Annotated in this window: 21 protein-coding genes, 1 tRNA gene and 1 pseudogene; 7 read left to right on the top strand and 16 right to left on the bottom strand. The window is 61.0% G+C overall.

The genetic code is table 11. The annotated features are described in order from the left end of the window. From glyA to NNA36_RS13505, 7 genes and pseudogenes are all read left to right on the top strand, one after another. A pseudogene (gene glyA / locus NNA36_RS13475) lies at positions 1–523 on the top strand (serine hydroxymethyltransferase); the annotation flags it as partial. 38 nt (positions 524–561) lie between these two features. Further along, entirely contained in the window at positions 562–1,539 is a 978-nt protein-coding gene (locus NNA36_RS13480; protein WP_255107872.1) for a CoA ester lyase, read from the top strand. A gap of 106 nt (positions 1,540–1,645) precedes the next feature. Continuing rightward, positions 1,646–2,233, top strand: a complete 588-nt coding sequence (locus NNA36_RS13485; protein WP_255107874.1) for a TetR/AcrR family transcriptional regulator — start codon at positions 1,646–1,648, stop codon at positions 2,231–2,233. Next, positions 2,230–2,997 carry an enoyl-CoA hydratase/isomerase family protein gene (locus NNA36_RS13490; protein WP_255107875.1) on the top strand — a complete coding sequence of 256 codons (768 nt, stop codon included), beginning with the start codon at positions 2,230–2,232 and terminating at the stop codon, positions 2,995–2,997. Before NNA36_RS13485 ends, NNA36_RS13490 begins: the two co-directional genes overlap by 4 nt. Positions 2,998–3,002: 5 nt before the next feature. After that, the gene (locus NNA36_RS13495) at positions 3,003–4,490 is read left to right on the top strand and encodes an AMP-binding protein (RefSeq protein ID WP_255107877.1); all 1,488 of its coding nucleotides are present in this window, start codon (positions 3,003–3,005) and stop codon (positions 4,488–4,490) included. Further along, positions 4,487–4,840: a MaoC/PaaZ C-terminal domain-containing protein gene (locus tag NNA36_RS13500; protein ID WP_255107879.1), complete on the top strand. Its 354-nt coding sequence runs from the start codon at positions 4,487–4,489 to the stop codon at positions 4,838–4,840. The genes NNA36_RS13495 and NNA36_RS13500 overlap by 4 nt, the downstream gene beginning before the upstream one ends. Next, positions 4,840–5,199 carry a phosphate acetyltransferase gene (locus NNA36_RS13505; protein ID WP_255107881.1) on the top strand — a complete coding sequence of 120 codons (360 nt, stop codon included), beginning with the start codon at positions 4,840–4,842 and terminating at the stop codon, positions 5,197–5,199. The genes NNA36_RS13500 and NNA36_RS13505 overlap by 1 nt, the downstream gene beginning before the upstream one ends. Before the next feature lie 94 nt (positions 5,200–5,293). Here the strand turns inward: NNA36_RS13505 and NNA36_RS13510 are convergent, their stop codons facing one another. The 16 genes from NNA36_RS13510 to NNA36_RS13585 form a co-directional block, all read right to left on the bottom strand. Beyond that, the gene (locus NNA36_RS13510) at positions 5,294–6,058 is read right to left on the bottom strand and encodes an alpha/beta fold hydrolase (RefSeq protein WP_255107883.1); all 765 of its coding nucleotides are present in this window, start codon (positions 6,056–6,058) and stop codon (positions 5,294–5,296) included. Continuing rightward, complete coding sequence (locus NNA36_RS13515) at positions 6,058–7,110, bottom strand: branched-chain amino acid ABC transporter permease (RefSeq protein WP_255107886.1); 1,053 nt, start codon at positions 7,108–7,110, stop codon at positions 6,058–6,060. Before NNA36_RS13515 ends, NNA36_RS13510 begins: the two co-directional genes overlap by 1 nt. Before the next feature lie 10 nt (positions 7,111–7,120). Continuing rightward, the gene (locus tag NNA36_RS13520) at positions 7,121–8,152 is read right to left on the bottom strand and encodes a branched-chain amino acid ABC transporter permease (RefSeq protein ID WP_255108322.1); all 1,032 of its coding nucleotides are present in this window, start codon (positions 8,150–8,152) and stop codon (positions 7,121–7,123) included. Further along, on the bottom strand, positions 8,152–8,874 hold the full coding sequence (locus tag NNA36_RS13525; RefSeq protein WP_255107888.1) for an ABC transporter ATP-binding protein: 723 nt from the start codon (positions 8,872–8,874) through the stop codon (positions 8,152–8,154). The genes NNA36_RS13520 and NNA36_RS13525 overlap by 1 nt, the downstream gene beginning before the upstream one ends. Next, positions 8,867–9,631 (bottom strand): ABC transporter ATP-binding protein, encoded by a 765-nt coding sequence (locus NNA36_RS13530; protein ID WP_255107889.1) that lies wholly within the window; start codon positions 9,629–9,631, stop codon positions 8,867–8,869. The genes NNA36_RS13525 and NNA36_RS13530 overlap by 8 nt, the downstream gene beginning before the upstream one ends. Positions 9,632–9,695: 64 nt before the next feature. Next, positions 9,696–10,877, bottom strand: a complete 1,182-nt coding sequence (locus tag NNA36_RS13535) for a substrate-binding domain-containing protein (protein ID WP_255107890.1) — start codon at positions 10,875–10,877, stop codon at positions 9,696–9,698. Between the two features lie 247 nt (positions 10,878–11,124). Further along, the gene (locus tag NNA36_RS13540) at positions 11,125–11,709 is read right to left on the bottom strand and encodes a hypothetical protein (protein WP_255107892.1); all 585 of its coding nucleotides are present in this window, start codon (positions 11,707–11,709) and stop codon (positions 11,125–11,127) included. A gap of 160 nt (positions 11,710–11,869) precedes the next feature. After that, positions 11,870–11,959, bottom strand: a tRNA-Ser gene (locus NNA36_RS13545). A gap of 73 nt (positions 11,960–12,032) precedes the next feature. Further along, a complete protein-coding gene (locus NNA36_RS13550; RefSeq protein ID WP_255107893.1) occupies positions 12,033–12,752 on the bottom strand; it encodes an alanyl-tRNA editing protein in 720 nt (239 codons plus the stop codon). Continuing rightward, complete coding sequence (locus tag NNA36_RS13555) at positions 12,749–15,151, bottom strand: DUF3772 domain-containing protein (RefSeq protein WP_255107894.1); 2,403 nt, start codon at positions 15,149–15,151, stop codon at positions 12,749–12,751. Before NNA36_RS13555 ends, NNA36_RS13550 begins: the two co-directional genes overlap by 4 nt. Before the next feature lie 8 nt (positions 15,152–15,159). Then, complete coding sequence (locus tag NNA36_RS13560) at positions 15,160–16,188, bottom strand: cysteine synthase A (RefSeq protein WP_255107896.1); 1,029 nt, start codon at positions 16,186–16,188, stop codon at positions 15,160–15,162. 56 nt (positions 16,189–16,244) lie between these two features. After that, on the bottom strand, positions 16,245–17,369 hold the full coding sequence (locus tag NNA36_RS13565) for an NUDIX domain-containing protein (RefSeq protein WP_255107897.1): 1,125 nt from the start codon (positions 17,367–17,369) through the stop codon (positions 16,245–16,247). Positions 17,370–17,373: 4 nt separating this feature from the next. Continuing rightward, a complete protein-coding gene (locus tag NNA36_RS13570) occupies positions 17,374–17,820 on the bottom strand; it encodes a TrgA family protein (RefSeq protein ID WP_255107900.1) in 447 nt (148 codons plus the stop codon). Between the two features lie 3 nt (positions 17,821–17,823). Continuing rightward, the gene (locus tag NNA36_RS13575) at positions 17,824–19,032 is read right to left on the bottom strand and encodes a cyclopropane-fatty-acyl-phospholipid synthase family protein (protein ID WP_255107902.1); all 1,209 of its coding nucleotides are present in this window, start codon (positions 19,030–19,032) and stop codon (positions 17,824–17,826) included. 207 nt (positions 19,033–19,239) lie between these two features. Next, positions 19,240–20,466, bottom strand: a complete 1,227-nt coding sequence (locus NNA36_RS13580; RefSeq protein WP_255107904.1) for an aminotransferase class V-fold PLP-dependent enzyme — start codon at positions 20,464–20,466, stop codon at positions 19,240–19,242. A 241-nt stretch (positions 20,467–20,707) separates the two neighbouring features. After that, positions 20,708–22,288 carry a BCCT family transporter gene (locus NNA36_RS13585; RefSeq protein ID WP_255107905.1) on the bottom strand — a complete coding sequence of 527 codons (1,581 nt, stop codon included), beginning with the start codon at positions 22,286–22,288 and terminating at the stop codon, positions 20,708–20,710. Between the last annotated feature and the right edge of the window lie 296 nt (positions 22,289–22,584).

A 22,584-nucleotide genomic window follows, 5' to 3' on the forward strand; every position in this document is an offset into this window, starting at 1 on the left:
GAATTCGGCGATCTTCCCCGGCATCCAGGGCGGCCCGCTGATGCACGTGATCGCGGCCAAGGCCGTGGCCTTCGGCGAGGCGCTGCGTCCCGAGTTCAAGGCCTACCAGAAGCAGGTACGCGCCAACGCGGTGGCCCTGGCCGACCAGCTGATCAAGGGCGGTCTCGACATCGTCACCGGCGGCACCGACACCCACGTGATGCTGGTTGACCTGCGCCCCAAGGGCGTGACCGGCAACATCGTCGACAAGGCCCTGGGCCGCGCCCACATCACCACCAACAAGAACGGCATCCCGTTTGACCCCGAAAAGCCGACCGTGACCTCTGGCATCCGCCTCGGCACCCCGGCGGGCACCACCCGCGGCTTCGGCGAAGCGGAATTCCGCGAGATCGCCGACCTGATCGTCGAAGTCGTCGACGGCCTCGCCGCCAACGGGGAAGACGGCAACGCAGAAGTCGAAGCAAACGTCCGCGCAAAGGTCAAAACCCTCTGCGACCGCTTCCCGCTCTATCCGAACCACTGAAAAACCACGCGCATTAACGCATTCCAGGAGTCCAACACATGAGTTTCTTCCCCATCGAGCAGGCCCCCGGCCGTCTCAACCGTTCCGAACTGGCCGTTCCCGGCAGCCAGCCCGGCATGTTCGAAAAAGCCGCCCAATCGGACGTCGACGTGATCTTCCTTGATCTCGAAGACGCGGTTGCGCCGGACGAAAAGGAACAGGCCCGCAAGAACATCATCGAAGCCCTGAACGACATCGACTGGGGCAACAAGACCATGTCGGTGCGCATCAACGGTCTCGACACCCACTACATGTACCGCGACGTGGTCGACGTGGTCGAACAGGCCGGTGAACGCCTCGACCTGATCATGATCCCCAAAGTCGGCACCGCCGCCGACGTCTATGCCGTCGACATGATGGTCACCCAGATCGAAGACGCCAAGGGCCTGAAAAAACGCATCGGTTTCGAACACATCATCGAAACCGCGCTTGGCATGCAGAACGTGCACGAGATCGCCGCCGCCTCCAAGCGGAACGAAAGCCTGCACTTCGGCGTCGCCGACTATGCCGCCTCGACCCGTGCCCGCACCACCATCATCGGCGGCGTGAACCCCGACTATTCGGTCCTGACCGATCCGGCCGCCGACGGATCGCGTGAAACCCACTGGGGCGACATGTGGCACTATGCGCTGGCCCGCATGGTCGTGGCGGCCCGTGCCAATGGCCTGCGCCCGATCGACGGCCCCTTCGGCGACTTCCAGGATGCCGACGGCTACCGCGCCGCCGCCAAGCGCGCCGCCGTTCTGGGGTGTGAGGGCAAATGGGCCATCCACCCCTCGCAGATCGCGCTGGCCAACGAAGTCATGTCGCCTTCCGAGGCAGAGGTCACCAAGGCCAAGCGCATCCTCGAAGCCATGGCCGAAGCCGAAGCCGCCGGAAAAGGCGCGGTCTCTCTCGACGGACGCCTGATCGACTATGCCTCGATCCGCCAGGCCGAAGTGCTGGTGGAAAAAGCCAAGCAGATCGCGGGCAACTAAGCCGCGCAACCACCCACAGGAAAGGCCCGGCCAGTATTGGCGCGGGCCTTTTTTATGTCTGCCTGAAATTGTTGCAAAATGAATTATGAATCAGTATTCATGTTTCATGACTATTCAAGCCCCCAAGACCAAACGCGGCACCGCGCGCCGTGAAATCCTGCTCCGTTCCGCCGAGAAAGTCATCGGCGAAAAGGGCTATGCCGCTGCATCCATCGCCGACATCACCCGCGATTCCAGCACCGCCCAAGGCACATTCTATCTCTATTTCGCCTCCAAGGCCGAAGTTTTCCGCGAACTTGTTCTGGAAATGGGCGCGCTCATCCGGAAAGTGATGAGCGAGGCCATCGCAAGCGCCCCCAACCGTCTCGAGGCCGAACGCCTCGGGCTGCGCGCCTTTCTCGGCTTTGTATCCGAACGCCCCCACCTCTATCGCATCGTTGAAGAGGCCCGTTTTGTCGATCCCGAGGCCTATCGCGATTACTTCTCGCTGTTCGAACAGGGCTACCGCGACCAGCTTGAAAAAGCCGCCGCGTCCGGCGAGATCAGCCCCGGCAACGCCGAAGTCCGCGCTTGGGTTCTTATGGGCATCGCCAAGAACCTTGGCGACCGCTACGTCCTGCTTGACCAGAGCGCCGATCTTGACGCCGTCACAGACGAAGCCTTTGACATGATCAAGAACGGATTGGCCCCGTGACCCAAGGAAGCGATCTCCTGTCCCTGACCGAGCACCGCGACGGTATCTGGCACATGAAGCTCTCGGCACCCCGCGCCAATGCACTTGAGCCGGTGTTTCTGGATACCATCCGTGCGGCATTGGACCAGATCGAAACCACCGCGCCAAGCGCCCTTGTCATGACGGCCGGGCGCAACTTCTGTTCTGGCGGTGACGTGGCGCGCTTCTTCGAAGCGGTCAAGGCCGGCCAAGGCAAGGCCTATGCCCAAAGCGTCGTGCCCGTGCTGCAAGAGATCGTCCTGCGTCTCACCGCCCTGCCCGCCCCCGTCGTCATCGCCGCGCGTGGTGCCAACACGGGCGGCGGATGCGGGTTTCTCTTTGCCTCCGATCTGGCCGTCATCCACCCGACAAGCTTTGTGCAGCCCTACTACGCCCGCGTCGGATTTGCCCCTGACGGAGGCTGGACAGCCCTTCTGCCAGAACGGATCGGTGCCGGACCTTCCTTGGCATGGCTTCAGGAAGACGCGCGCAAATCCTGCGCCGACCTGCGCGCCCTTGGCCTCGCGAGCCACGTCTCCGACACCCCCGAGGCAAAGGCGTTTTCGCTTCTGGACGACGTCAATCTGGCAACGCTCGCAACCGCTAAAACCCTCGTCTGGGATGCCGAGCGCCTTGCCCGTCTCGATCGCCGTCTCAAGGCCGAGACCGAAGCCTTTTACCAACGCATTGACCAGCCCGACACCCTTAAGGGCATGACCGCATTCCTGTCGCCACAAGAGGCCTGAAAAACATGTTCGACATCGTCACCGACATGGCCGCCAAGCGCGCCGAGATCACGCCGGACCGTATCGCCTTCGTGGAACAGGCCACCGGCCGGAACTGGAGCTTTTCTGAGATCAACCGCGCCGCCAATGGCATGGCAGCAGGCCTGATGGACTTGGGCCTGAGCGAAGGTGACCGTGTCGCGATCCTCTGCCCCAATACGACAACCTTCTTCATTGCGCTCTTTGCCTGCCAGAAATCCGGTCTGGTCCTGTGCCCGCTGAACTGGCGTCAACCCGCCCCCGAACTGATCGACACGCTGGCCCCGTTTCCGCCACGTGTCATCCTGCATGACACCACCTTCGCCGGACCGGCCTATGACGTGGCCGAGGCCTTCTCGATCCCTGCCGTCGCGTTTGAGGGGCAGGTCACCGAATGGATCGACGCCGGCACCGATGGCTCTGCAGGCGTCATCCCCGCCGACAGGCTCTGGTATCTGCTGTTCACCTCCGGCACCACGGGCCGCCCCAAGGCGGTGATCCAGACCGCCCGCATGAGCTGGGCCAATGCCGTCAACATCGGGCAGGCCATCGACCTCACCAGCCAGGACCGCGCAGTCAACTTCCTGCCCCTCTTCCACACCGCTGGCATCAACCTCTACACCCTGCCAGTGTTCCTCAATGGAGGTTGCTCCACGGTTCTGTCCAAGTTCGATGATGCCACCGTCCTGACCATGCTTCAGGCGGGCGACATCAGCCAGTTTTTCGGCGTCCCCGCCATCTATCAGGCCCTCAGCCTGTCACCCGACATTGATCGCGTCGACTGGACTACCATCCGCTGCGGCTGTGGCGGTGCGCCTCTGCCCGAACCTCTGATCCGCTTTTTCGCCGACCGCGGCGCGCGCGTTCTGAACGGTTTCGGCATGACGGAAACCGGCCCCACGGTGTTCCTGATGGACGAGGCAAACGCCGAGGCCAAGATCGGCTCGGTCGGGCGGCCGCAGATGCTCACCGAATGCCGCCTCGACGGCGTGGCGGACGGCGAGACCGGCGAGGGCGAAATTCAGTTTCGCGGCCCCAACATCACCCCCGGCTACTACCAGAATGACGAGGCCACCAGGGGCGCGTTCACCAAGGACGGCTGGCTCAAGACCGGCGATGTCGGCCATCGCGACGCGGATGGCTTCTATTTCATCGTCGACCGCATCAAGGACATGTACATCTCGGGCGGCGAAAACGTCTATCCGGCCGAAGTCGAGCGCATCCTCGTGCAACACCCGGATGTCCTCGAGGCGGCCGTGATCGGTGTGCCCGACAGCAAGTGGGGCGAGGTTGGCGCGGCCTACCTGATGCCCCGCCCCGGCCACGCCATTGATGGCGAGGCCTTGCGCCTGTGGTGCCGCGAACGCCTCGCCGCCTACAAGGTTCCGGCGCACGTCGCACAGGTTGACGATTTCCCCCGCACAGCCGCCGGCAAAATCCGCAAACCCGATCTTCGCAAGGAATTCTCAGCATGACCGAGCTTAGCGCCCTCTGGCGCCCTACTCAGGATGATTTCAACCTCTTCGCCGAAGTCTCCGGCGACGACAATCCGATCCACGTCGACGAAGAGTTTTCGCGCAACTCGGCCTTCGGGCGCACGGTCAGCCACGGCATGCTGATCTATTCGAAACTCTGGGGCATGGTCTGCGCCCATCATCCCGGCGCGCGGTCGGTGGAACAGAAGATGATGTTCCCGAACCCCACCTACACCGGTGAAGACATCCGCCTCATGGTCACCGGCGCCATTCCCGGCCACATCGAGATGCGCGCGGTTCGGGTTGCCGATGGCGCAGAGGTCTTTCTTGGCGAAGCGGAGGTCGCATAATGGAGGTTGGACAAAAGGCGGAACTGACCCGCACCTTCACCCCCGAGGACATCGCGGGATATGACGCGCTCGCGTCGGGCCGCACAGAGGGCCAGGTGCCCGAACCCCTGATCGCGGCGCTGTTTTCCTATCTCCTAGGCGTCAAACTGCCCGGCCCCGGAACCAACTACCTGAAACAAGAGATCGCCTTCCCCGAAAAGGCCCCGCTGGACATGGCTCTGACCGCTTCGGTCGAAGTCACCCGCCTGCGGCCCGAAAAACAGATCGTGGATCTCTGGGCCAAGGCCACCCTGCCCGACGGCACCGTTGTCGCCGAAGGCCGGTCGCTGGTGAAATACGCCGACACCGGCCACGTGTAATCACGTCACAAGACTAAAACACCAAGGGCTGTGTCCGCTGAAAGCAGGCACAGCCCTTGGTGTTTGGTAAGATCGAAAACCAGAGAGCGGGCGATCAAAGACCGTCTTCAAACGCCCGAAGCGCGGCCAGAAAGGCCTCCGGCTCCTCAAGGTTCGCCGAATGCCCCGACTGCGCAAATCCGACCGAACGCGCCCGCGGCGCGGTGTTCGCCATCCAGAGCGCCGTCGCCTCCGGGTAGACACGGCTCCTTTCGCCGTAGCCAACCAGCCAGGGCACATCGACCCTGGCAACCACATCCCACAGATTCAGCGCCATCAGGTCATCCCAGTAGGCCGCCATGATCGCGGGATCATTCGACAGCACCTGCGAAAGGGCGGCGTCACGCGAAAAGGCGGGCGCGCCCTCGCGGGTTGCGAACATGGTCGTGGCGATCTTTTCCGCCGCACTGGCCCAGTCTTCGTGGATTTCGCGGGTCGAGGCCGCAAGGCGTTCCGGCGTAGAGCCAAGCAACCCCAGATCCCAATCCGAACCATTTGCCGGACGCGGGCTCATGTCGAGGGTCACGAGGCCAGACAGGCGCGCGGTCCCGTGATCGCGGATATAGGACCACGCCACCGCCGCCCCCATCGACCATCCCACCAAAAGAACGTCCTCACGCCCCGTGGCACGGATCAACGCATCGACCTGCGCAACACAGGCATCAAGGCCGGTCGGATGGACCGTATTGTCGCCATGGCCGGGAAAATCCGGGGCCATGGCCCGTGGTCCAAGGGCGTCAACAAGCGGATCGAACACCGATCCCCGCATCGTCCACCCATGCAGGAACAGGACTGGCCGGTCGTTAGGTTTGGTCGTCATCATTTACCGGACCGCAAGCGCCCCACGATCCCCGTCGGGAAGAAATACACACTCAGGATGAACAGAACGCCCAGCCACAAAAGCCACCTATCGGGATCAAGCAGGCGCGACAACAGCGGGATCGCCTCGGTCGCCGCCGCCGCACTTCCCATCAGGTCCTGCAAATAGGTCTGAGCCAGAACCAGAAGCGTCGCCCCGATGGCCGCCCCCCAGATCGTGCCCATGCCGCCAATCACCACCATCAAGAGGATATCCAGCATGATCGCAAAGCTCAGCGTCGTATCCGGCCCGACATAGCGCAGCCACAGGGCAAAAAGGCTCCCCGCCAGCGCCGCAATCGCCGCCGACAGACAGGTCGCAATCGTCCTGTAAGCCACCACCCGATAGCCAATCGCCTCGGCGCGGAAATCGTTTTCCCGGATCGCCTGCAACACACGGCCAAAGGACGAGTTCACCACCCGCAGCATCAGCAGGAACAGCATGAGCGAGCAGAAGAAGACCACATAGTAGTTCAGCAGCTTGCCATTGATCTTCACACCGGCAAATTCGCCCATCCGGTTGGCCGGACCAAGCGCGCGGGGGATCTTGAAGGTAAACCCGTCTTCGCCGCCCGTCAGCCAGGACAGCTGGCTGACCAGCACCGCCACGGCGGATGCCACCGCAAGGGTAATCATCGCGAAGAAAATCGCCCGTACACGCAGCGAAAACAGTGCGATCACAAAGGCCAGCGCCGCCGCAAGCAGGGCACCGGAGAGCGAGCCGACAATCAGCGCACCAAAGCCGCGCCCCATGTGCTGCGAGGCAAGGCCAACCCCATAGGCGCCAATGCCGAAGAACATGGTGTGGGCAAAGCTCACGACGCCGGTATAGCCCAGCAACAGGTCATAACTCGCCGCCAGCACGATGAAAATCGCGATGCGTGCGGCGGTATCAAGCGACCGGACACCGGGGAACAGGAACGGCGCAAGCGCCAGCCCGAGGAAAATCGCGATCAACACCAGCGTCAGGGTCTTGGAACGCGGCGCATCGCCGGAAATCAGGGACATGATCATCTCTTGGTCCTCACTTCGCCTTGACCACGGGCATCATGCCCTGGGGTCGCCACAACAGGATCACGGTCATCAGGCCGATGTTGGAAATCAGCGCGAGCTTGGGTTCGAGGAAGGCGATATAGTTCTGCATCAAGCCCACCAGAAGCGCGCCGATAAAGGCCCCTTCCACCGATCCAAGGCCGCCGATGATCACCACGATGAAGACAAGGATCATCATCTCCTCGCCCATTCCGGCGGTGATCACCTCTTCGTATAGGCCCCACATCACACCGCCCAGACCGGCCAGCGCCGATCCCGCGATGAACACGCCGACAAAGACAACCCGCAGCCGATAACCAAGCGCCTCGACCATCTCGCCGTTCTCGACACCGGCCCGCACAATCAGGCCGATCTTGGTGCGGCGAAACACAAGGCGCATCGCCACGAACAGAACCAACCCGACAGCCACGGCCAACAGACGGTATTTCTCAAGCGCCGCGCCCCAGAAGGTCACCGCCCCCTTGAACATCTCCGGGCGCGTCAGGAAAATCTCTTCCGGCCCCCAGATCACGTGGATCATCTGCTCGATCACGATCAGGCCGCCCACGGTGACAAGAATCTGTTTGAGGTGAGCGCCGTAAACCGGCTTTACGATCACCTTCTCGAAGGCCCACCCAAGCAGGCCTGTGACCGCCATCGCGGCCAGAACCGCCAGCAAAATCGCCGTCAGGTTCAGAACAAGCGAGGGTGCCGCCGCCCATTGCCCAAAGGCGAACAACACGCTGACCCCGACAAAGGCGCCAACCGAAATAAAGGCACCGTGGCCAAAGTTGATCACGTCCATCAGGCCAAAGACCAGCGTCAGGCCGGATGCGATGATGAAGATCATCATCCCCATCGCCAGCCCCGAAACGGTCAGCGTCAGCCAGCTGGACGGGTTGCCAATCGCCACAAAGCCGAACACCACAAGGATCGGGATCAGCAGGAACGGCATCGCCTGCGCGATCCGCGCGGAAAGCGGAACATCCGCAAAAGTAGGTTTATGATCGGGGGCTGCTGTCATCATCCCGCCTCCATGCTCAGGCCCATCAACTGCTCTTGCAGCTGGGCGCTTTCTGCCAGTTCACGCATCTCGCCAGTCCAGACAATCCGCCCGTCATCCATCACCGCGGCATAGTCGCCAATCGCCTTGGCAACGCCAAAGTTCTGCTCGACCATCAGGATCGACGCCCCCTGCGCCTTCAGCTCCTTCAGGGCCGAGGCCATCGTCGAAACAATCGCCGGCGCAAGGCCCTTGGTCGGCTCGTCGATCAGGTACAGCGACCTGTCTTCGGCCATCGCACGGGCAATCGACAGCATCTGCTTCTGTCCCCCCGAAAGGTTGCCGGCTTCCGATGTCCAGAAGGTCTTGAGCGGCGGGAAAGCCGTGAAAATCCACTCGCACCGCTTTGCATCCAAAGGTCCGGTCGACGCCGCAAGCATCATGTTCTCTTCCACCGTCAGGTCGGTGAAAATGCCCATGTCTTCGGGCACAAACCCGATACCCGCCCGCGCCCGCGCCGGTGTGGCCGCCTGGGTGATATCCTCCCCGTCAAAGGTGATACGGCCCTGCTTGGCTACCCAAAGGCCCATGATGGTGCGCAATGTCGTGGTCTTGCCAACGCCGTTGCGACCCAACAACATGGTCACCGCACCACGCGGCACCGCAAGATCAACGCCATGCAGGATGTGATACTGGGCAATGTCGGTATAGACGCCCTCAAGGGTCAGGATCGCATCAGACATCTTCCAGCTCCTTGCCCATATAGGCGTTCTGGACAACATCCGACGCCATCACCTCACCCGGTTCCCCGTCCGCCACAAGCGCGCCGTTGTGCAACACGATGATCCGGTCCGCCAGCGCGCGGATCACGTCCATCTTGTGTTCCACCAACAGGATCGTGCGATCCCGGTCCGCCTTCAGCTCGGCAATCAGATCAAGCACCACCGGCGCTTCGTCCACGCTCATGCCAGCGGTCGGCTCGTCAAACATGTAGACCTTGGGATCAATCGCGATCAGCATCGCGACCTCCAGCTTGCGCTGGTTGCCGTGGCTCAGCTCCGAGACAAGCTGATCCTTCAGCGTATCCAGCCGCACCCGCTCAAGCACCGACATCGCCTCGGTGGTCAGCGCCGTATGGCTGTCCGCCATCGTCAAGAGCGACATCCCGGCCCCGCGATGCGCCTGCACGGCCAGACGCACGTTCTCAAGAACGCTTAGGCCCGGAAACAGGTTGGTCAGCTGAAAGGCCCGTCCCAAACCGCGATGGCACCGCTCCGAGACCGACAGGCGCGTAATATCCTCGCCCATCAGTTCGACACGGCCTTCGCTGGCCGGAATCTGGCCGGAGATCAGGTTGAAATAAGTGGTCTTGCCCGCACCGTTCGGCCCGACAATCGCGGTCAACTCACCGGCATGAAAGGCGCTGCTGACAGCATCCACTGCCACATGCCCACCAAACCGCACGGTGAGCCCGTGGGTTTCCAGAAGCGTCTGGGTCATGGTTTCGCTCTTGATTGGAAAATCGAAAGTGGCAGGGCGCGAAAGGCGCCCCGCCCGTGGTGTGTTACTGGTTGCGGACCGGAATGTTCATCTCGTCCATGCCCAGTTCACGTACCAGCACCGGTACGCCGTAATCCTTGCCGTCCTGCACTTCGGTACGGAAGTGATACATCGACTGCATCGCCTGATGGTCTTCGGCGCGGAACTTCATGGTGCCCTTCGGGGTCTCCCACTCCATGCCTTCCATCGCACCGATCAGCGCGTCGGTATCCTCGGCGCCACCGGCCTTCTTGATCGCCTCGACAACCGCGATACCGGCTGCCATGCCACCTGCGGTGAAGAAATCCGGCGGGCTGTCATAGCGCTTGAAGTGCTCTTCAACCAGCCAGTCGTTCACAGGATTGCTGGGGATTTCATAGTAGTAATAGGTCGCGCCTTCGAGACCCGGCATTTCCTTGTAGGCCTTCAGCGCCGCGAGGATGTTGCCACCGGTTGCAATCTCGATGCCGAAACGCGAGGGATCCATCGCGTTGATCTTGCTCATCGGGTTGCCGCCACCGGCCCAGATCAGGAACAGCTTCTTCTCGCCGCTTTCCCCTTCCATCGCGGTAAAGATACGCTCTGCCGCCGCGGTAAAGTCCGTGGTGTCGGTCGGCACGTATTCCTCGTGGGCGATCTTGGCACCGGTGGCCTCAAGCGCCTCCTTGAAGGCGGCCACGCCGTCACGGCCAAAGGCATAGTCCTGCGCGAGCGTCGCGATGGTCACCCCTTCGCCGCCAAGCGCCACCGCGTTGGCAATCGCATCCTGCGACGAGTTGCGGCCGGTGCGGAAAATGTAGCGGTTCCACGCCTTGCCGGTGATCGAGTCCGCCACCGCGGGCTCAACGATCAGCACGCGCTCGTATTCTTCGGCCACCGGCAGCATCGCCAGCGCCACGCCCGAGCTGACCGGACCGACCGCGATATGCGCGTCGTCGTCACCATAGGCTTCCGCCAGCAGGCTGCGGCCCTTGGCCGGATCAAGCTGGGTGTCCTTTTCGATCACTACCAGCGGCTCACCATTGATTTCCATGGTCCCGCCGGTTGCATATTCCAGACCCATCATCAGGCCATCATGAGATTGCTTGGCGTAGGCCTCGAACGGGCCGGTTTTGCCATAGACATGAGCAATACGAATTTCAGCCGAAGCCGCCGTGGCAAGCGCCAGCACGGCAGTGGCTACACCGAGTTTCAAAAAGCGTTTCAAGAAAGACTCCTCCCATCCTTGTCGCACCAAAAATGAAACATGAATCACCATTCATGTCAACGAAAGGATATTCGAATTCACAAACTCCTTTGAAATCAAAAGGAAGGCTGCATCAACGCCCACGCCGCCTGCATGAACCTTCGCAAACTTCAGGGAGGAGGAGTCAGTAAATTCAGAAGCGAAAACCCTGCGCCCCTGTCACAGTCACACCGACGTGCAGGTCCGTGGGATCACCAAAGGTCAGTCTTCACCAGACAATAACGTTTTTGTCGTAAACAAAGACTTTGATGTCTCCCGAAGCCGTTCGAAGGATACCTTCGAACGTGTTCAATGCCATCCGAATTCTACAAAGATATATTACATTCTCCGGTCGAGAACCTGACTTCTTTGCGTATTTTTCGGCAAGCACCCTGTTGGTCTCGAGTTCATCAACGCAATCGTCCCACTCAGCAAATAACAAACGTTCGATTTCCATCGATACCGAATCCTGATGTAGATCCATCAACATCCCATCCGGTTCGAGCAACGCCTCAATTGGCCTTTTGGACACGATCAGGGCACCACATGAATCGTCTCTATGCGCAACAAACAAAGCGCGATCATCCAGTGTATAGACCTCAAGATCACTGCTTTTCACATCCGCCAAAAAGAAGGGGTAGTAGTCGATATGTTGTAGGTTTCGGCTACTCTCCGGACGGAAGTCCGCCAAGCAATGCTCGCGCACGGTGACAAACCCAAGCTTGTTTGTGATCTCAAGTGCTGAAATTTTACATCCCGAGAGAACCCCGACCATGAGGACAAAAACTGCGACGTGCCTAAAGATCCTCGTCATATTGGTCTCTCAATTTAGGGTGCAATAAAGTGAGTAAATCAGCGCAAAGCGTTCATGGCCCCAGAAGGGCGCGCCCCTATACCTGACGTCTATTGACGCCAGAGTGTCAACTGCGGTTTTTGGCGCACATCTCACAGGACAAACAGAAAAAGAAGGAAAATGGCGGAGCGACAGGGATTCGAACCCTGGAGACGGTTTCCCGCCTACACACTTTCCAGGCGTGCGCCTTCGACCACTCGGCCACCGCTCCGTGCGACGCTCTTTAGCGTTTCAGGGAAGGGATGCGCAAGAGGCAAAACCACCCTTCGCGCGTTTTGTCGAAATCAGCTGTCCAGATGCAGGTTCACGCGCCTGTTCTGACGGCCTTTTTTCTCGATCTTGCCAATCCGCACCCGCCCGATCTCGGAGGTGCGTGCCACATGGGTGCCGCCGCAGGGTTGCAGGTCGATCCGGTTCGCCCCTTCGCCGATATAGACTAGGCGCACACGCCCCTGCCCCATTGGCGGCTTGACCGACATGGTTTTCACCAGCCCCGGATTGGCCTTCAATTCATCATCGGTGATCCAGTCCTGGCCCACGGTCAGGTCCAGTTCGATAAGCGCATTCAGCGCCTCGTCCAGCGCCTCTTTCTCTTCCGGCGCATCCGGCATGTCGAAATCAAGACGCCCCTTTTCGGCACTGATCGACCCGCCCGTCACCGGCAGCGGAATCACCACCGACAGGATATGCAGCGCGGTGTGGATGCGCATGTGACGATAGCGGCGCTCCCAGTCGAGCTCCTGCGTCACGGTCGTGCCCACCGCAGGAAGGCCCGCCGGCTCGGCCGCGACCAGCGCCACCTGATCGCCCTCGGCCTTGACCGTGGTGGCGATCTTCATCTCGCCCCCGCTCCAGCGCAGCATCCCGCTGTCGCCCGGCTGACCGCCCCCCGTGGGATAGAACAGCGTGCGATCAAGAACGATGCCGCCCTCCGGCGTATGCGCCACGACAACCGCCTCGGCCTCGCGCAGATAGGCGTCCTCACGGAACAACAACTCGCTCATCGGTCTCCTCCATCGCCATCCGGCGCGTCCACATCCGACAGGTCCGGCGGCATGGCCGCAGTCTGCGCCACGCTCACGGGCTCAACCTGCACCGGATGGGATGTATTCAGTTTTTCGGGGTTGCGCAGCCAGATATCCTGTTGCGGGAACGGGATTTCGATCCCCGCCTCCATGAAACGCTGCGCAATGTCATAATTCATGTCCGACCGCACGCTCAGAACCCAGTTCACATCCCGCAGGATGGCGCGGATTTCAAAGTCCAGCGAACTGGCGCCGAACCCCTGGAACACGACATAGGGCGCGGGCGTCGCCAGCACCATCGGGTGGGCATTGGCCACGTCTAGCAGGATTTTCTCGACCAAACGCGGATCGGTGCCATAGGCCACGCCCACGGGCACGATCACACGCCCCACCGTGTTGCCACGGGTATAGTTCGTCACCGTTCCCGCCACGAGATCACTGTTAGGAATGATGACATCGGTCCGGTCAAAGGTCTCGATCCGCGTCGAGCGCACGGAAATATCGCGCACATAGCCCATCTGGCCATTCACCTCGATCCAGTCGCCCTCGGCGATCGGACGTTCAATCAGCAGGATGATACCGCTGACAAAGTTCGACACCACGGTCTGCAGGCCGAAACCGATCCCGACAGAGAGGGCTGACGCCACCAGCGCGATCGAGCCAAGATCAATCCCGGTGTTCTGAATCGCGATGATTGCGGCCACGGTCAGGCCGACATAGCCCACACCCGCCACAACCGCATTCTGCCCGCCCGCATCCAGCTTGGTGCGCGGTAGAACCGAGTTGCGCAGCGTGCTCTGGAGAAGGCGCGTCAGCCCATAGCCAACCCCGAAGACCGCGATGAAGATCAGCACCTCGCGCGGCGAAATCGTGACATCGCCCACCCGCAGGCCCGCGCCGATTTTTTGGATCAGCTCCGAGATATACTGTGGCCCTGCTCCCCAGAACAAAAGCACCAGCGGCACGGCGGCAATCAGCAGAAGGAAGGCAAGAAGCACCGACCACAAGGAGCTTTCAACGCTTTCCTGATCTCCGGACAAGAGCGACAGGAACCGGATCAGCCCGCGATGCAGGATACCGATCAACCCGCCAAGGAACACCGTGTAGATCGCAGGAAACACCAGCGCCGCCGCGCCACGGGCATAGCCCACGGCAACCAGCACCATGCCAACGATGGCAACCGCACGCAGCGCCTTGGCCAGCAACGAGACCACCTGCGCCGAAATCGCGCCGTCGGCCTTTGCATCGGCCCGCACGGTATCGACATGCGCCCGCAAGATGCGCGCGAACCGCAACATCAGAAGACCGGAGACAAGGATCAGCGGGAAATATACGACCGCAGAGGCGGTCTCACTCCAGTTGTCATAGCGCGACACGTCCCTGATCATGGTTTCGACACCAAGAACCACACCGATCAGTAAACAGTCGTACCGCCCTTCCCGGCGGTGCTGTTCGCTTAGAACCAGAACGCCCTGCTCTCCCTCGCGGATCGGAAACAACCTGCGACCGATCCAGACCGGCATCAACGACATGAAGGCCGCCACCGGCAACGCCTGCAACAGGATGCCCCCGCGAATACCCGCAAGATCGGTGACATAGAGCGCCTCGGTCACAAGGAAAACGCCCACCAGCGGCAGGATCACGTGCCCCAGCGAGATCAGGAACACCCCGAGCCAGCGACCGCTCGACATACCCTCTTGATACAATGAAGCCTGCGCCCGGTCGGTCCAGTTGCGACCACGCACCACCAAGAGCGCGCCCAGAAGGAACAGGAACAGAATACGCGGAAGATTGCGTTGGAATTCCTTGTTGGTCCACTCATAGGCCCAGGCCGTGCGGACTTCGCCGATGACATGCACCATCGACTGCGTGATCGCATCCCAACCCGACGCCCAGTTCGCGGGGTTCAGCGGTGTCGGACCCCGTTGCAAGAGCTCGGCTGTCCGGCGCTCCTGCAAGACCTTGTCGACCCCGGCAATGAGCTCATCGGCCTCGGTTTCCGCAAGTTCCGCCTGAAGGATCGGCTCGCGTGCCTGCGCCAGCGCAGTTTCCAGTCGCGCACGCTCTGCGGCCACGGCTTCGGTGTCACCGCCTTCCGGCACTGGCCCCAACCGGTCAAGCTGCGCTTTCAGGGTCTGGATATTGACCGAATAGGCCGATTGCGCATTGGCAAATGTGGACCGCCAGTCCACCAGCTGCCCGCGCAGGGTTTCCATCGCCACCTGCGAGGCCCGCCCCGCGTCAATGGCTTCGGCTGCCCGCGCAGATACCCGCCCCCAACGTTCGAAATCTGGCGGATCCGTCTGCGCCGCAAGGCCGCTCAATCCCGGTAGAACAACGAGAAGAAGAACGGCAAGCGCGCGGCGCAGAAATGTCATGTCAGGCCTCAAACGTCCTCGAAAACACCCGGGATGCTCGCCGGACCGGACGTCAGCCATTCCGGCGTCGGCAGGCCCTTTTCACGCAGGAAGTCAGGGTTGAACAGCTTCGATTGGTAGCGCGTACCATAGTCGCACAGCACCGTCACAATGGTGTGGCCCGGCCCCATTTCCTTGGCCATGCGGATCGCACCGGCCACGTTGACACCAGAAGATCCCCCAAGACACAGGCCCTCTTCCTGCAACAGGCCAAAGACCACCGGCAGGGATTCCTCGTCGGGGATCTTATAGCACATGTCCGGCGTAAACCCTTCCAGGTTCGCGGTAATCCGGCCCTGGCCGATGCCCTCGGTGATCGAGTCGCCGCCGTGATCTTCACCGGTATAAAGCTTGAACATGCCCGATCCGCCCGGATCAGCCAGCGCTACCTTCACGCCCTTGGGCTGAAGCGCCGCGCCAACACCGGCCAGCGTGCCGCCCGAGCCGACAGCACAGACAAAGCCGTCAACCTTGCCCTCGGTCTGCTGCCAGATTTCCGGCCCCGTGGTCTCGACATGCGCCTGACGGTTGGCAACATTGTCAAACTGGTTCGCCCAGATCGCGCCGTTCGGCTCGGTCTTGGCCAGCTCCTCGGCCAGACGCCCCGAATAGCGCACATAGTTGTTCGGGTTCGAGTACGGCGCCGCCGGCACCTGAACCAGCTCGGCCCCCGCCAGACGGATCATGTCCTTCTTTTCCTGGCTCTGGGTTTCCGGGATCACGATGACCGTCTTGAACCCCATGGACGCACCCACCAGCGCAAGGCCAATCCCGGTATTGCCCGCGGTGCCCTCAACTATGGTCCCGCCCGGGCGCAGATCGCCGCGCGCAATGGCATCCTTGATGATAAACAGCGCGGCCCGGTCCTTGACCGACTGGCCGGGGTTCATGAACTCGGCCTTACCATAGATCTCGCAGCCCGTGGCCTCGCTGGCCTTGTTCAAGCGGATCAGGGGAGTGTTTCCAACGGCAGCAGCCAGGTCGGCAGCAATTCGCATCAGCGCGTTCCTTCTAAATCTCTTGGCATCCTGTGTAGGACGCCCGCATCCCGAACTCAAGCAGCGTTGCGCAACCGATCACGATGCCGTGCAAGCCACAGGGCCGCCAGAACAAGCGGCGCATTGACCGCCTGCATGGTGTCCACCATCTCCATCAGGTCCTCAAAGCCGAACAGGTAGGATCTGATGTCTTCCGCCTCGCTTTCAAGCCCCGACACGCCATCAATGCCATCCGGCAGATCGGCAATCCCGATATAGATGTCGTAATACTCGGTCGAACACCCCGGCGAGGCATAGCAATGCGCCACGTCATGCAATTCCCGGAGTTCGATCCCCGCCTCTTCCTGCGCCTCGCGATGGGCGGTCTTCTCCGGCGTCTCGCCTGCATCCACCCGCCCCGCAATCGGCTCAAGCTGCCACGGACGCTCATCCCCCCGCGCCAGAGGGCCGGGGCGAAACTGCTCGACCAAGAGCACCCGATCCCGCACCGGATCATAGGGCAGCACGATCATCGCGTCGGTCGCAAGGAACACGGCCCGGTTCACCATCTCGCTCTGACCGCCATCATAGCGGCGGAATGTCAGGTCGTATTCATCCAGCGCGAAGTATTTCACATAAGGGCGCTTCACCCTGTGGACCCGCGCATCCTGCGCACCAAACCCGCTGGGGCTATGGGCAAGGTTACGCGCCTTCGCATTCACCTTGGCCGTCGCCCGGGCACGGATCATCGGGAACAAATCAGCCACCTCGCCCGCGGTCTTCTCGCCGAAATACCCCATGACCTCCCGCGCCGCAAAGCAACTCATCTCGCCCCAACGCTCGCTCCAAGCCTCAAGGCTCCAGAGCTCCCCCTGCGGCCAGCTTCCCGGCTCCGGGAAATAGACTTCGGTCGCAATGGCGCCCACCGAGGTGTCCACCGTCACCGGCTTCAGGGCATAATCAAAGCCGCCCTCATAGAAATTTAGACGCGCCACATCCTCATCGCTCAGGCCCGACACGACAACGCCTTCAGCCCCGTCACCACCTTCGACAATCATCGGAAACGCCTGTCCGTCGGCCCAGTGCACGGCATGATCCGCAAGGCTGGCCGCCCGCATCTCGATCAAGTCCGCCGGCCGGCCAAGCACAATCGACAGCAGCGGCACATGTCGCAATGTGCCGTAGAAAAACAGGGATTTCACGTGGTTATCTCCAGTGACGATGGGCGAGCTCGGCAAGCAGCCCCGACAGGAGCGCCCCGATCACCAAGGCTGCAATCACCTTCACATCCAACAGGTACCGCGCATAGTCAATGGCGATCTGGATAATCCCGCGCAGCGCCTCCATCGGCTCCGAATAGGCATTGCGCAGCGCCTGGTCCAGCATCTCGTAAGTGCCAAACACAAACAGACCCAGGAACAGCAGAGCAATCACCGATGTGATGCCATTGTTGATCGCATCGGTCACCGATCCCCCGGCCTTCGCCCCCAGCATTTTCCAACCGACAAAGAGGCCGAGACCCGCCGAAACCGGAGTGAAATAACCAAAGTTCATCGAGATTTCGCGCAGGATCACCGCCTTCACCAGTTCTGCCACCACGGCACCAAGGATCCCAAGACAAAGGGCGGCAACCAATTTCGAACCTGTGGGCATATGCTATTCCGGCCTGCTGATAGTCACTTGTGTCACGTCACAGTTTCCGCTGTGAAACGCCGCCGCGCAAGAGGTGAGATAGAAATTCCACATCCGCCGGAACCGGTCATCAAACCCGAGATCCTGCACCCGGTCCCACTGCGCATTGAATGTCTCGTGCCAGCGCCGCAACGTCTGGCTGTAGCTCTCGCCAAACTCCACCGATTTCACGAAATGCAACCCCGCCTTGGCCACCTCGTCCTTCAGGGCCGTCCGGCTTGGCAACATACCACCGGGAAAGATGTATTTCTGTATGAAATCAACACCTTTCCTGTAGGTCTCAAAGCGCGCCTCGGTCAGGGTGATGATCTGCAAGGTCGCGTTCTTTCCGGGCCGCAGGCGGTCTCGCACGGTCTCGAAATAGGCCGGCCAGTATTTCTCTCCGACCGCCTCGAACATCTCGATACTGGCAATCCCGTCATACTGGCCCTGCTCGTCGCGATAATCCTGAAGCTTGAAATCAACAAGATGCGAAAGTCCTGCCTTTTCAATGCGTTCCTTGGCAAACTTGAGCTGCTCTTCGCTGATCGTAAGCCCCGTCACCCGCAACCCGCGTTCCTTGGCCGCATATTCCGCAAACCCGCCCCAGCCACATCCGATCTCCAGCACGTGATCACCCGGCTGCGCCCCCATCTCGTCCACCATCGAGGCATATTTCGCCGTCTGCGCCGCCTCCATGCTCTCTTGTCCCGTCTGGAACAGCGCCGAGGAATAGGTCATCGTCTCATCCAGCCACAGGGCATAGAATTCGTTCCCGAGATCATAATGATACGAGATGTTCTTCTTGGCCTGCTCCTTGGTGTTGCGGTTCATCCAATGGCGCATACGTTCGTAAATCCGGACAAAAAACATGCCGGGAAACCCGTCATACAGCACGTCATTGTCACTTTGCAGGAAATCCAGAAACGCCTGAAGGTCCGGTGTGCTCCACCCGCCTTCGATATAGGCATCGCAAAACCCCAGATCCCCCTCGCGCACCAACCGGGCAAAGGTATCCTCGTCATGCACCCTGAGTTCCGCAACAGGCCCCGCCTCCGGCCCCTCGGCCCGGAACACACGCCCATCGGGCATCACGAAATCGATCCGCCCCCGGTTGATCTTGGTGGCAACATCAAAGACGTTGGAAAAATACCTCGGCAGGCCCTCCTGCCCCTCGGTCGTCGTCAGGATCATCCGCATCCTCCCCTCGCGGTTATGCCCCGATGCTAGGACGGATTGTCGCAATTCGGCAAGATTTTCATACCAATCCGGGAAAACACTGTGTTTCCAGCGCCTTGAAACGGAAAAGGGCGCCCGAAACCGGACGCCCTTGCTTCAAAGCACCGTAAATACTCCCGCCGGAGGCATCCCAAGGGCGCCTCCAGCGCGGCCACTTCGGCCTTACAGCACCGCTTCCAGCGCGTTCAGCAACTGGTCGACCTCGGCCTGCGAGGTGTAATGCACGAAACTCACGCGCAGCACCCCCTTCTCCATGTCGACACCCTGCGCTTCAAGCGCGCGTACCGCATAGAAATCGCCGCCTCCGGCCATGATGCCGTGACCGGCCAGTTCGGCGGCCAGATCCTCTGCCGATTTCTCGCAGGCCAGCGCCACGGTCGGCGCCCGTTTCTCGGCCTGATCCGGCCCCAACAGACGCACCGAATTGCGCGCCTTGGCGAAATCCAGCACCGGCTGCAAAAGCGTCACCTCCTGCGCGCGCATCAGGTCATGCACCGCCTCGCCACGCCCCGCATCGGTCTCGGCTGAAACCCCGTGATGGGCCGCCATCGCGTCGATGTAGTCGGCCATCCCCGCACAGGCCGCCACCTGCGCATGATCCGGCCCTGCCGGCGTGAACCGCTTGTAGAGAACGTCGGCATTGAAATAATGCGCCTGATTGGGAAGCATCATGCCAAGGTTGCGCCGGATCACCATGCAACCCTGGTGCGGCCCATAGGTTTTATAGCTTGAAAACAGGTAGATATCCGCCCCAAGCGCCCCCACATCCGGCAGGCCGTGCGGCGCATAGCTCACACCATCGACGCAGACAAACGCCCCCGCCGCATGGGCCCGCGCGGCAGTATCTGCCACCGGATTGATCTCGCCCACCACGTTGGAACAATGCGGGAAACACACCAGCCGCACCTTCTCATCCAGCAAGTCATCAAGTTTTGCCACGTCAAGATGCCCGGTCTCCGGATCAATCTGCCATTCGCGCACCTCGATGCCCGCATCCGCCAGCCGCCGCCACGGGCCGGTATTGGCCTCGTGATCCTGATTGGTCACGATGATCGCATCCCCCGGTGTCATCCACTGCCGAAAGGCCTGCGCCAGAACATAGGTGTTCTGCGTGGTCGACGGGCCGAAGGACAGCTCATCTGTCTCCACCCCCATCAGCGCGGCAAGACGGCGACGGGCCTCGTCCATTTCCTCCCCCCCAAGGCGCGAGGCCTCGTAAGGCGCATAGGGCTGCACCTTGCGCTGGTGGTAAAACCGCATCAGGCGATCAATCACCGGCTGGCAGGTATAGGACCCGCCCGCATTTTCGAAAAACGCCTGCCCCTGCAAAGCAGGTTCCGCAAAAGCCGGGAACTGATCCCGGACCCAGTTGATATCGAGTGAGGTCATCTTCGCTCCTGTGTCCTCAGAAGCGCACCGGTCCGACAGGTGACCAGACGGGCGCGCAAATTTACCCAATCCGGCAGGTCTTCCAGCCAGCCGCACGGGATGTCTCTCCGTGGGCAGCCGCGCATCACGCGACAATGGCAAATTGCTATCCGGGCTTGTGGAACCGGTCAAGTCACGCACCTGTCGAAAACGAAAAAAGGGGCCGCGAACGGCCCCTTCTCCCTGCGTGAAAACGCGCCTCTTACTTGCGGCGTTCGCGGGTCAGACCGATAAAGATCGACAGGCACATCAGCACCAGAACGATGGCAAAGGGGAATCCCGTTGCAATCGCTGCGGCCTGCAATGCACCAAGACCACCACCCAGCAACAGCACGATCGCGATCGCACCTTCCAGAACACACCAGAACACGCGCTGCGCGGTCGGTGCGTTGGTCTTGCCACCTGCGGTGATGGTGTCGATCACCAGCGAGCCCGAATCCGACGAGGTCACGAAGAACACAACAACGAGGATGATACCGATGAACGACAGGATGCCGGTTAGCGGGAAGGCCTCGAACATCTTGAACATCTTCAGCTCAAGCGCCGCATCCTTGAGCGCGGCACCGCCGTCACCCATGATCTGCTCCAGCGCGGCACCGCCGAAAACGGTCATCCACAGCGCGCCGACGATGGTCGGGATCACGAGAACGCAGACAATGAATTCGCGCACGGTACGACCACGCGAAATACGCGCGATGAACATGCCGACGAACGGGGACCAGCTGATCCACCAAGCCCAGTAGAAGGTGGTCCAGCCCTGCATAAAGTTGGTGTCTTCACGACCAACCCAGTTCGACAGCGCAGGCAGTTCCTTCACATAGGCCACCATGTTGTCGAAGAACCCGGTCAGGATCGCGACAGTCGGCCCCAAAACAAGCACCAGAAGCAGCAGCACAGCGGCAAGGATCATGTTGGCCTCGGACAGGCGCTTCACACCCTTGTCCAGACCGGCCACAACCGAGACCAGCGCAAAGACGGTGATCACGATGATCAGCAGAACCTTCATGCCATCGCTTACCGGCACACCGAACAGATAGTTCAGACCGGCCAGCGCCTGGCTCGCCCCCAGACCCAGCGAGGTCGCAAGACCGAAGATGGTCGCGAACACGGCCAGAACGTCAATGACATGACCCAGGATACCCCAGGTGTACTTGCCGAACAGCGGGTAAAAAACCGAACGCATGGTCAGCGGCAAACCACGGTTGAAGCTGAAGAAGGCAAGCGCCAGCGCCACAACGGCGTAGATCGCCCAGGGGTGCAGCCCCCAGTGGAAGATCGTCGCGGCCATTGCCAGATCACGCGATGCCGCCGCGTCTCCGGCAGCGGCCCCAAGCGGTGCCCAGTCGGTCCGAACACCGTTTTCTGCGGCCGTTCCGCCAATCGACGAACCGTAATGCGAAATCGGTTCTGCAACACCCCAGAACACGAGGCCAATGCCCATACCGGCTGCGAACAGCATCGAGAACCACCCCGCATAGCTGTAGTCAGGCTTGGCATCCTTGCCACCCAGACGGATACCGCCATAGGGCGTCACGATCAGGAACAGGCAGAACAGGACAAAGATGTTACATGCGATCATGAACACCCAGTCGAAATTGCTTGTCAAAGCGGGGCGCAACCAGCCAAAGAATTCGCCTGCCTCTTCCTGGAAAACCAGCGAAAAGAACACGAATGCAATGATGGTCAGGCCCGAAACCCCGAAAACGGGGTTGTGAATATCCAGTCCCATGATCTGGATATTGTCCTGGCCGACTTCATAGTCGGCCTCTTTCTTGTCAGACATGACTCTACTCCTCTGTAGTGGAGCAGTGATCGGCCAGATCGGCGGAAACGCGCCTGACAAAATGGACTTCATCTAGACAAAAGCGACAAAGTTTAACGGAAACCGGACAGAAAAAAGACGGCGCTTCCACGGAGGAAGCGCCGCTCACCGAAGACAGGCCTTTCTGGGGATCAAGGCCCGTTTCACCACTAAGAAGCACGTAAGGCGCGCCCGAAACTCTGTCAGGATTGCGGAGGAAACATACATCCCGAACACACCTTACAAAACGACAATTGCCGACCCTTGCGAGTCGGCAA

This window comes from Shimia sp. CNT1-13L.2 (assembly GCF_024331145.1).
Taxonomy (GTDB): Bacteria; Pseudomonadota; Alphaproteobacteria; order Rhodobacterales; family Rhodobacteraceae; genus Shimia.

Excerpts from the sequence above, each read along its gene's own strand:
- NNA36_RS13480 (WP_255107872.1), top strand. The coding sequence starts at position 562 with ATGAGTTTCTTCCCCATCGAGCAGGCCCCCGGCCGTCTCAACCGTTCC.
- NNA36_RS13485 (WP_255107874.1), top strand. The coding sequence starts at position 1,646 with ATGACTATTCAAGCCCCCAAGACCAAACGCGGCACCGCGCGCCGTGAA.
- NNA36_RS13495 (WP_255107877.1), top strand. The coding sequence starts at position 3,003 with ATGTTCGACATCGTCACCGACATGGCCGCCAAGCGCGCCGAGATCACG.
- NNA36_RS13500 (WP_255107879.1), top strand. The coding sequence starts at position 4,487 with ATGACCGAGCTTAGCGCCCTCTGGCGCCCTACTCAGGATGATTTCAAC.
- NNA36_RS13505 (WP_255107881.1), top strand. The coding sequence starts at position 4,840 with ATGGAGGTTGGACAAAAGGCGGAACTGACCCGCACCTTCACCCCCGAG.
- NNA36_RS13510 (WP_255107883.1), bottom strand. The coding sequence starts at position 6,058 with ATGACGACCAAACCTAACGACCGGCCAGTCCTGTTCCTGCATGGGTGG.
- NNA36_RS13515 (WP_255107886.1), bottom strand. The coding sequence starts at position 7,110 with ATGATCATGTCCCTGATTTCCGGCGATGCGCCGCGTTCCAAGACCCTG.
- NNA36_RS13520 (WP_255108322.1), bottom strand. The coding sequence starts at position 8,152 with ATGACAGCAGCCCCCGATCATAAACCTACTTTTGCGGATGTTCCGCTT.
- NNA36_RS13525 (WP_255107888.1), bottom strand. The coding sequence starts at position 8,874 with ATGTCTGATGCGATCCTGACCCTTGAGGGCGTCTATACCGACATTGCC.
- NNA36_RS13530 (WP_255107889.1), bottom strand. The coding sequence starts at position 9,631 with ATGACCCAGACGCTTCTGGAAACCCACGGGCTCACCGTGCGGTTTGGT.
- NNA36_RS13540 (WP_255107892.1), bottom strand. The coding sequence starts at position 11,709 with ATGACGAGGATCTTTAGGCACGTCGCAGTTTTTGTCCTCATGGTCGGG.
- NNA36_RS13550 (WP_255107893.1), bottom strand. The coding sequence starts at position 12,752 with ATGAGCGAGTTGTTGTTCCGTGAGGACGCCTATCTGCGCGAGGCCGAG.
- NNA36_RS13555 (WP_255107894.1), bottom strand. The coding sequence starts at position 15,151 with ATGACATTTCTGCGCCGCGCGCTTGCCGTTCTTCTTCTCGTTGTTCTA.
- NNA36_RS13560 (WP_255107896.1), bottom strand. The coding sequence starts at position 16,188 with ATGCGAATTGCTGCCGACCTGGCTGCTGCCGTTGGAAACACTCCCCTG.
- NNA36_RS13570 (WP_255107900.1), bottom strand. The coding sequence starts at position 17,820 with ATGCCCACAGGTTCGAAATTGGTTGCCGCCCTTTGTCTTGGGATCCTT.
- NNA36_RS13575 (WP_255107902.1), bottom strand. The coding sequence starts at position 19,032 with ATGATCCTGACGACGACCGAGGGGCAGGAGGGCCTGCCGAGGTATTTT.
- NNA36_RS13580 (WP_255107904.1), bottom strand. The coding sequence starts at position 20,466 with ATGACCTCACTCGATATCAACTGGGTCCGGGATCAGTTCCCGGCTTTT.
- NNA36_RS13585 (WP_255107905.1), bottom strand. The coding sequence starts at position 22,288 with ATGTCTGACAAGAAAGAGGCCGACTATGAAGTCGGCCAGGACAATATC.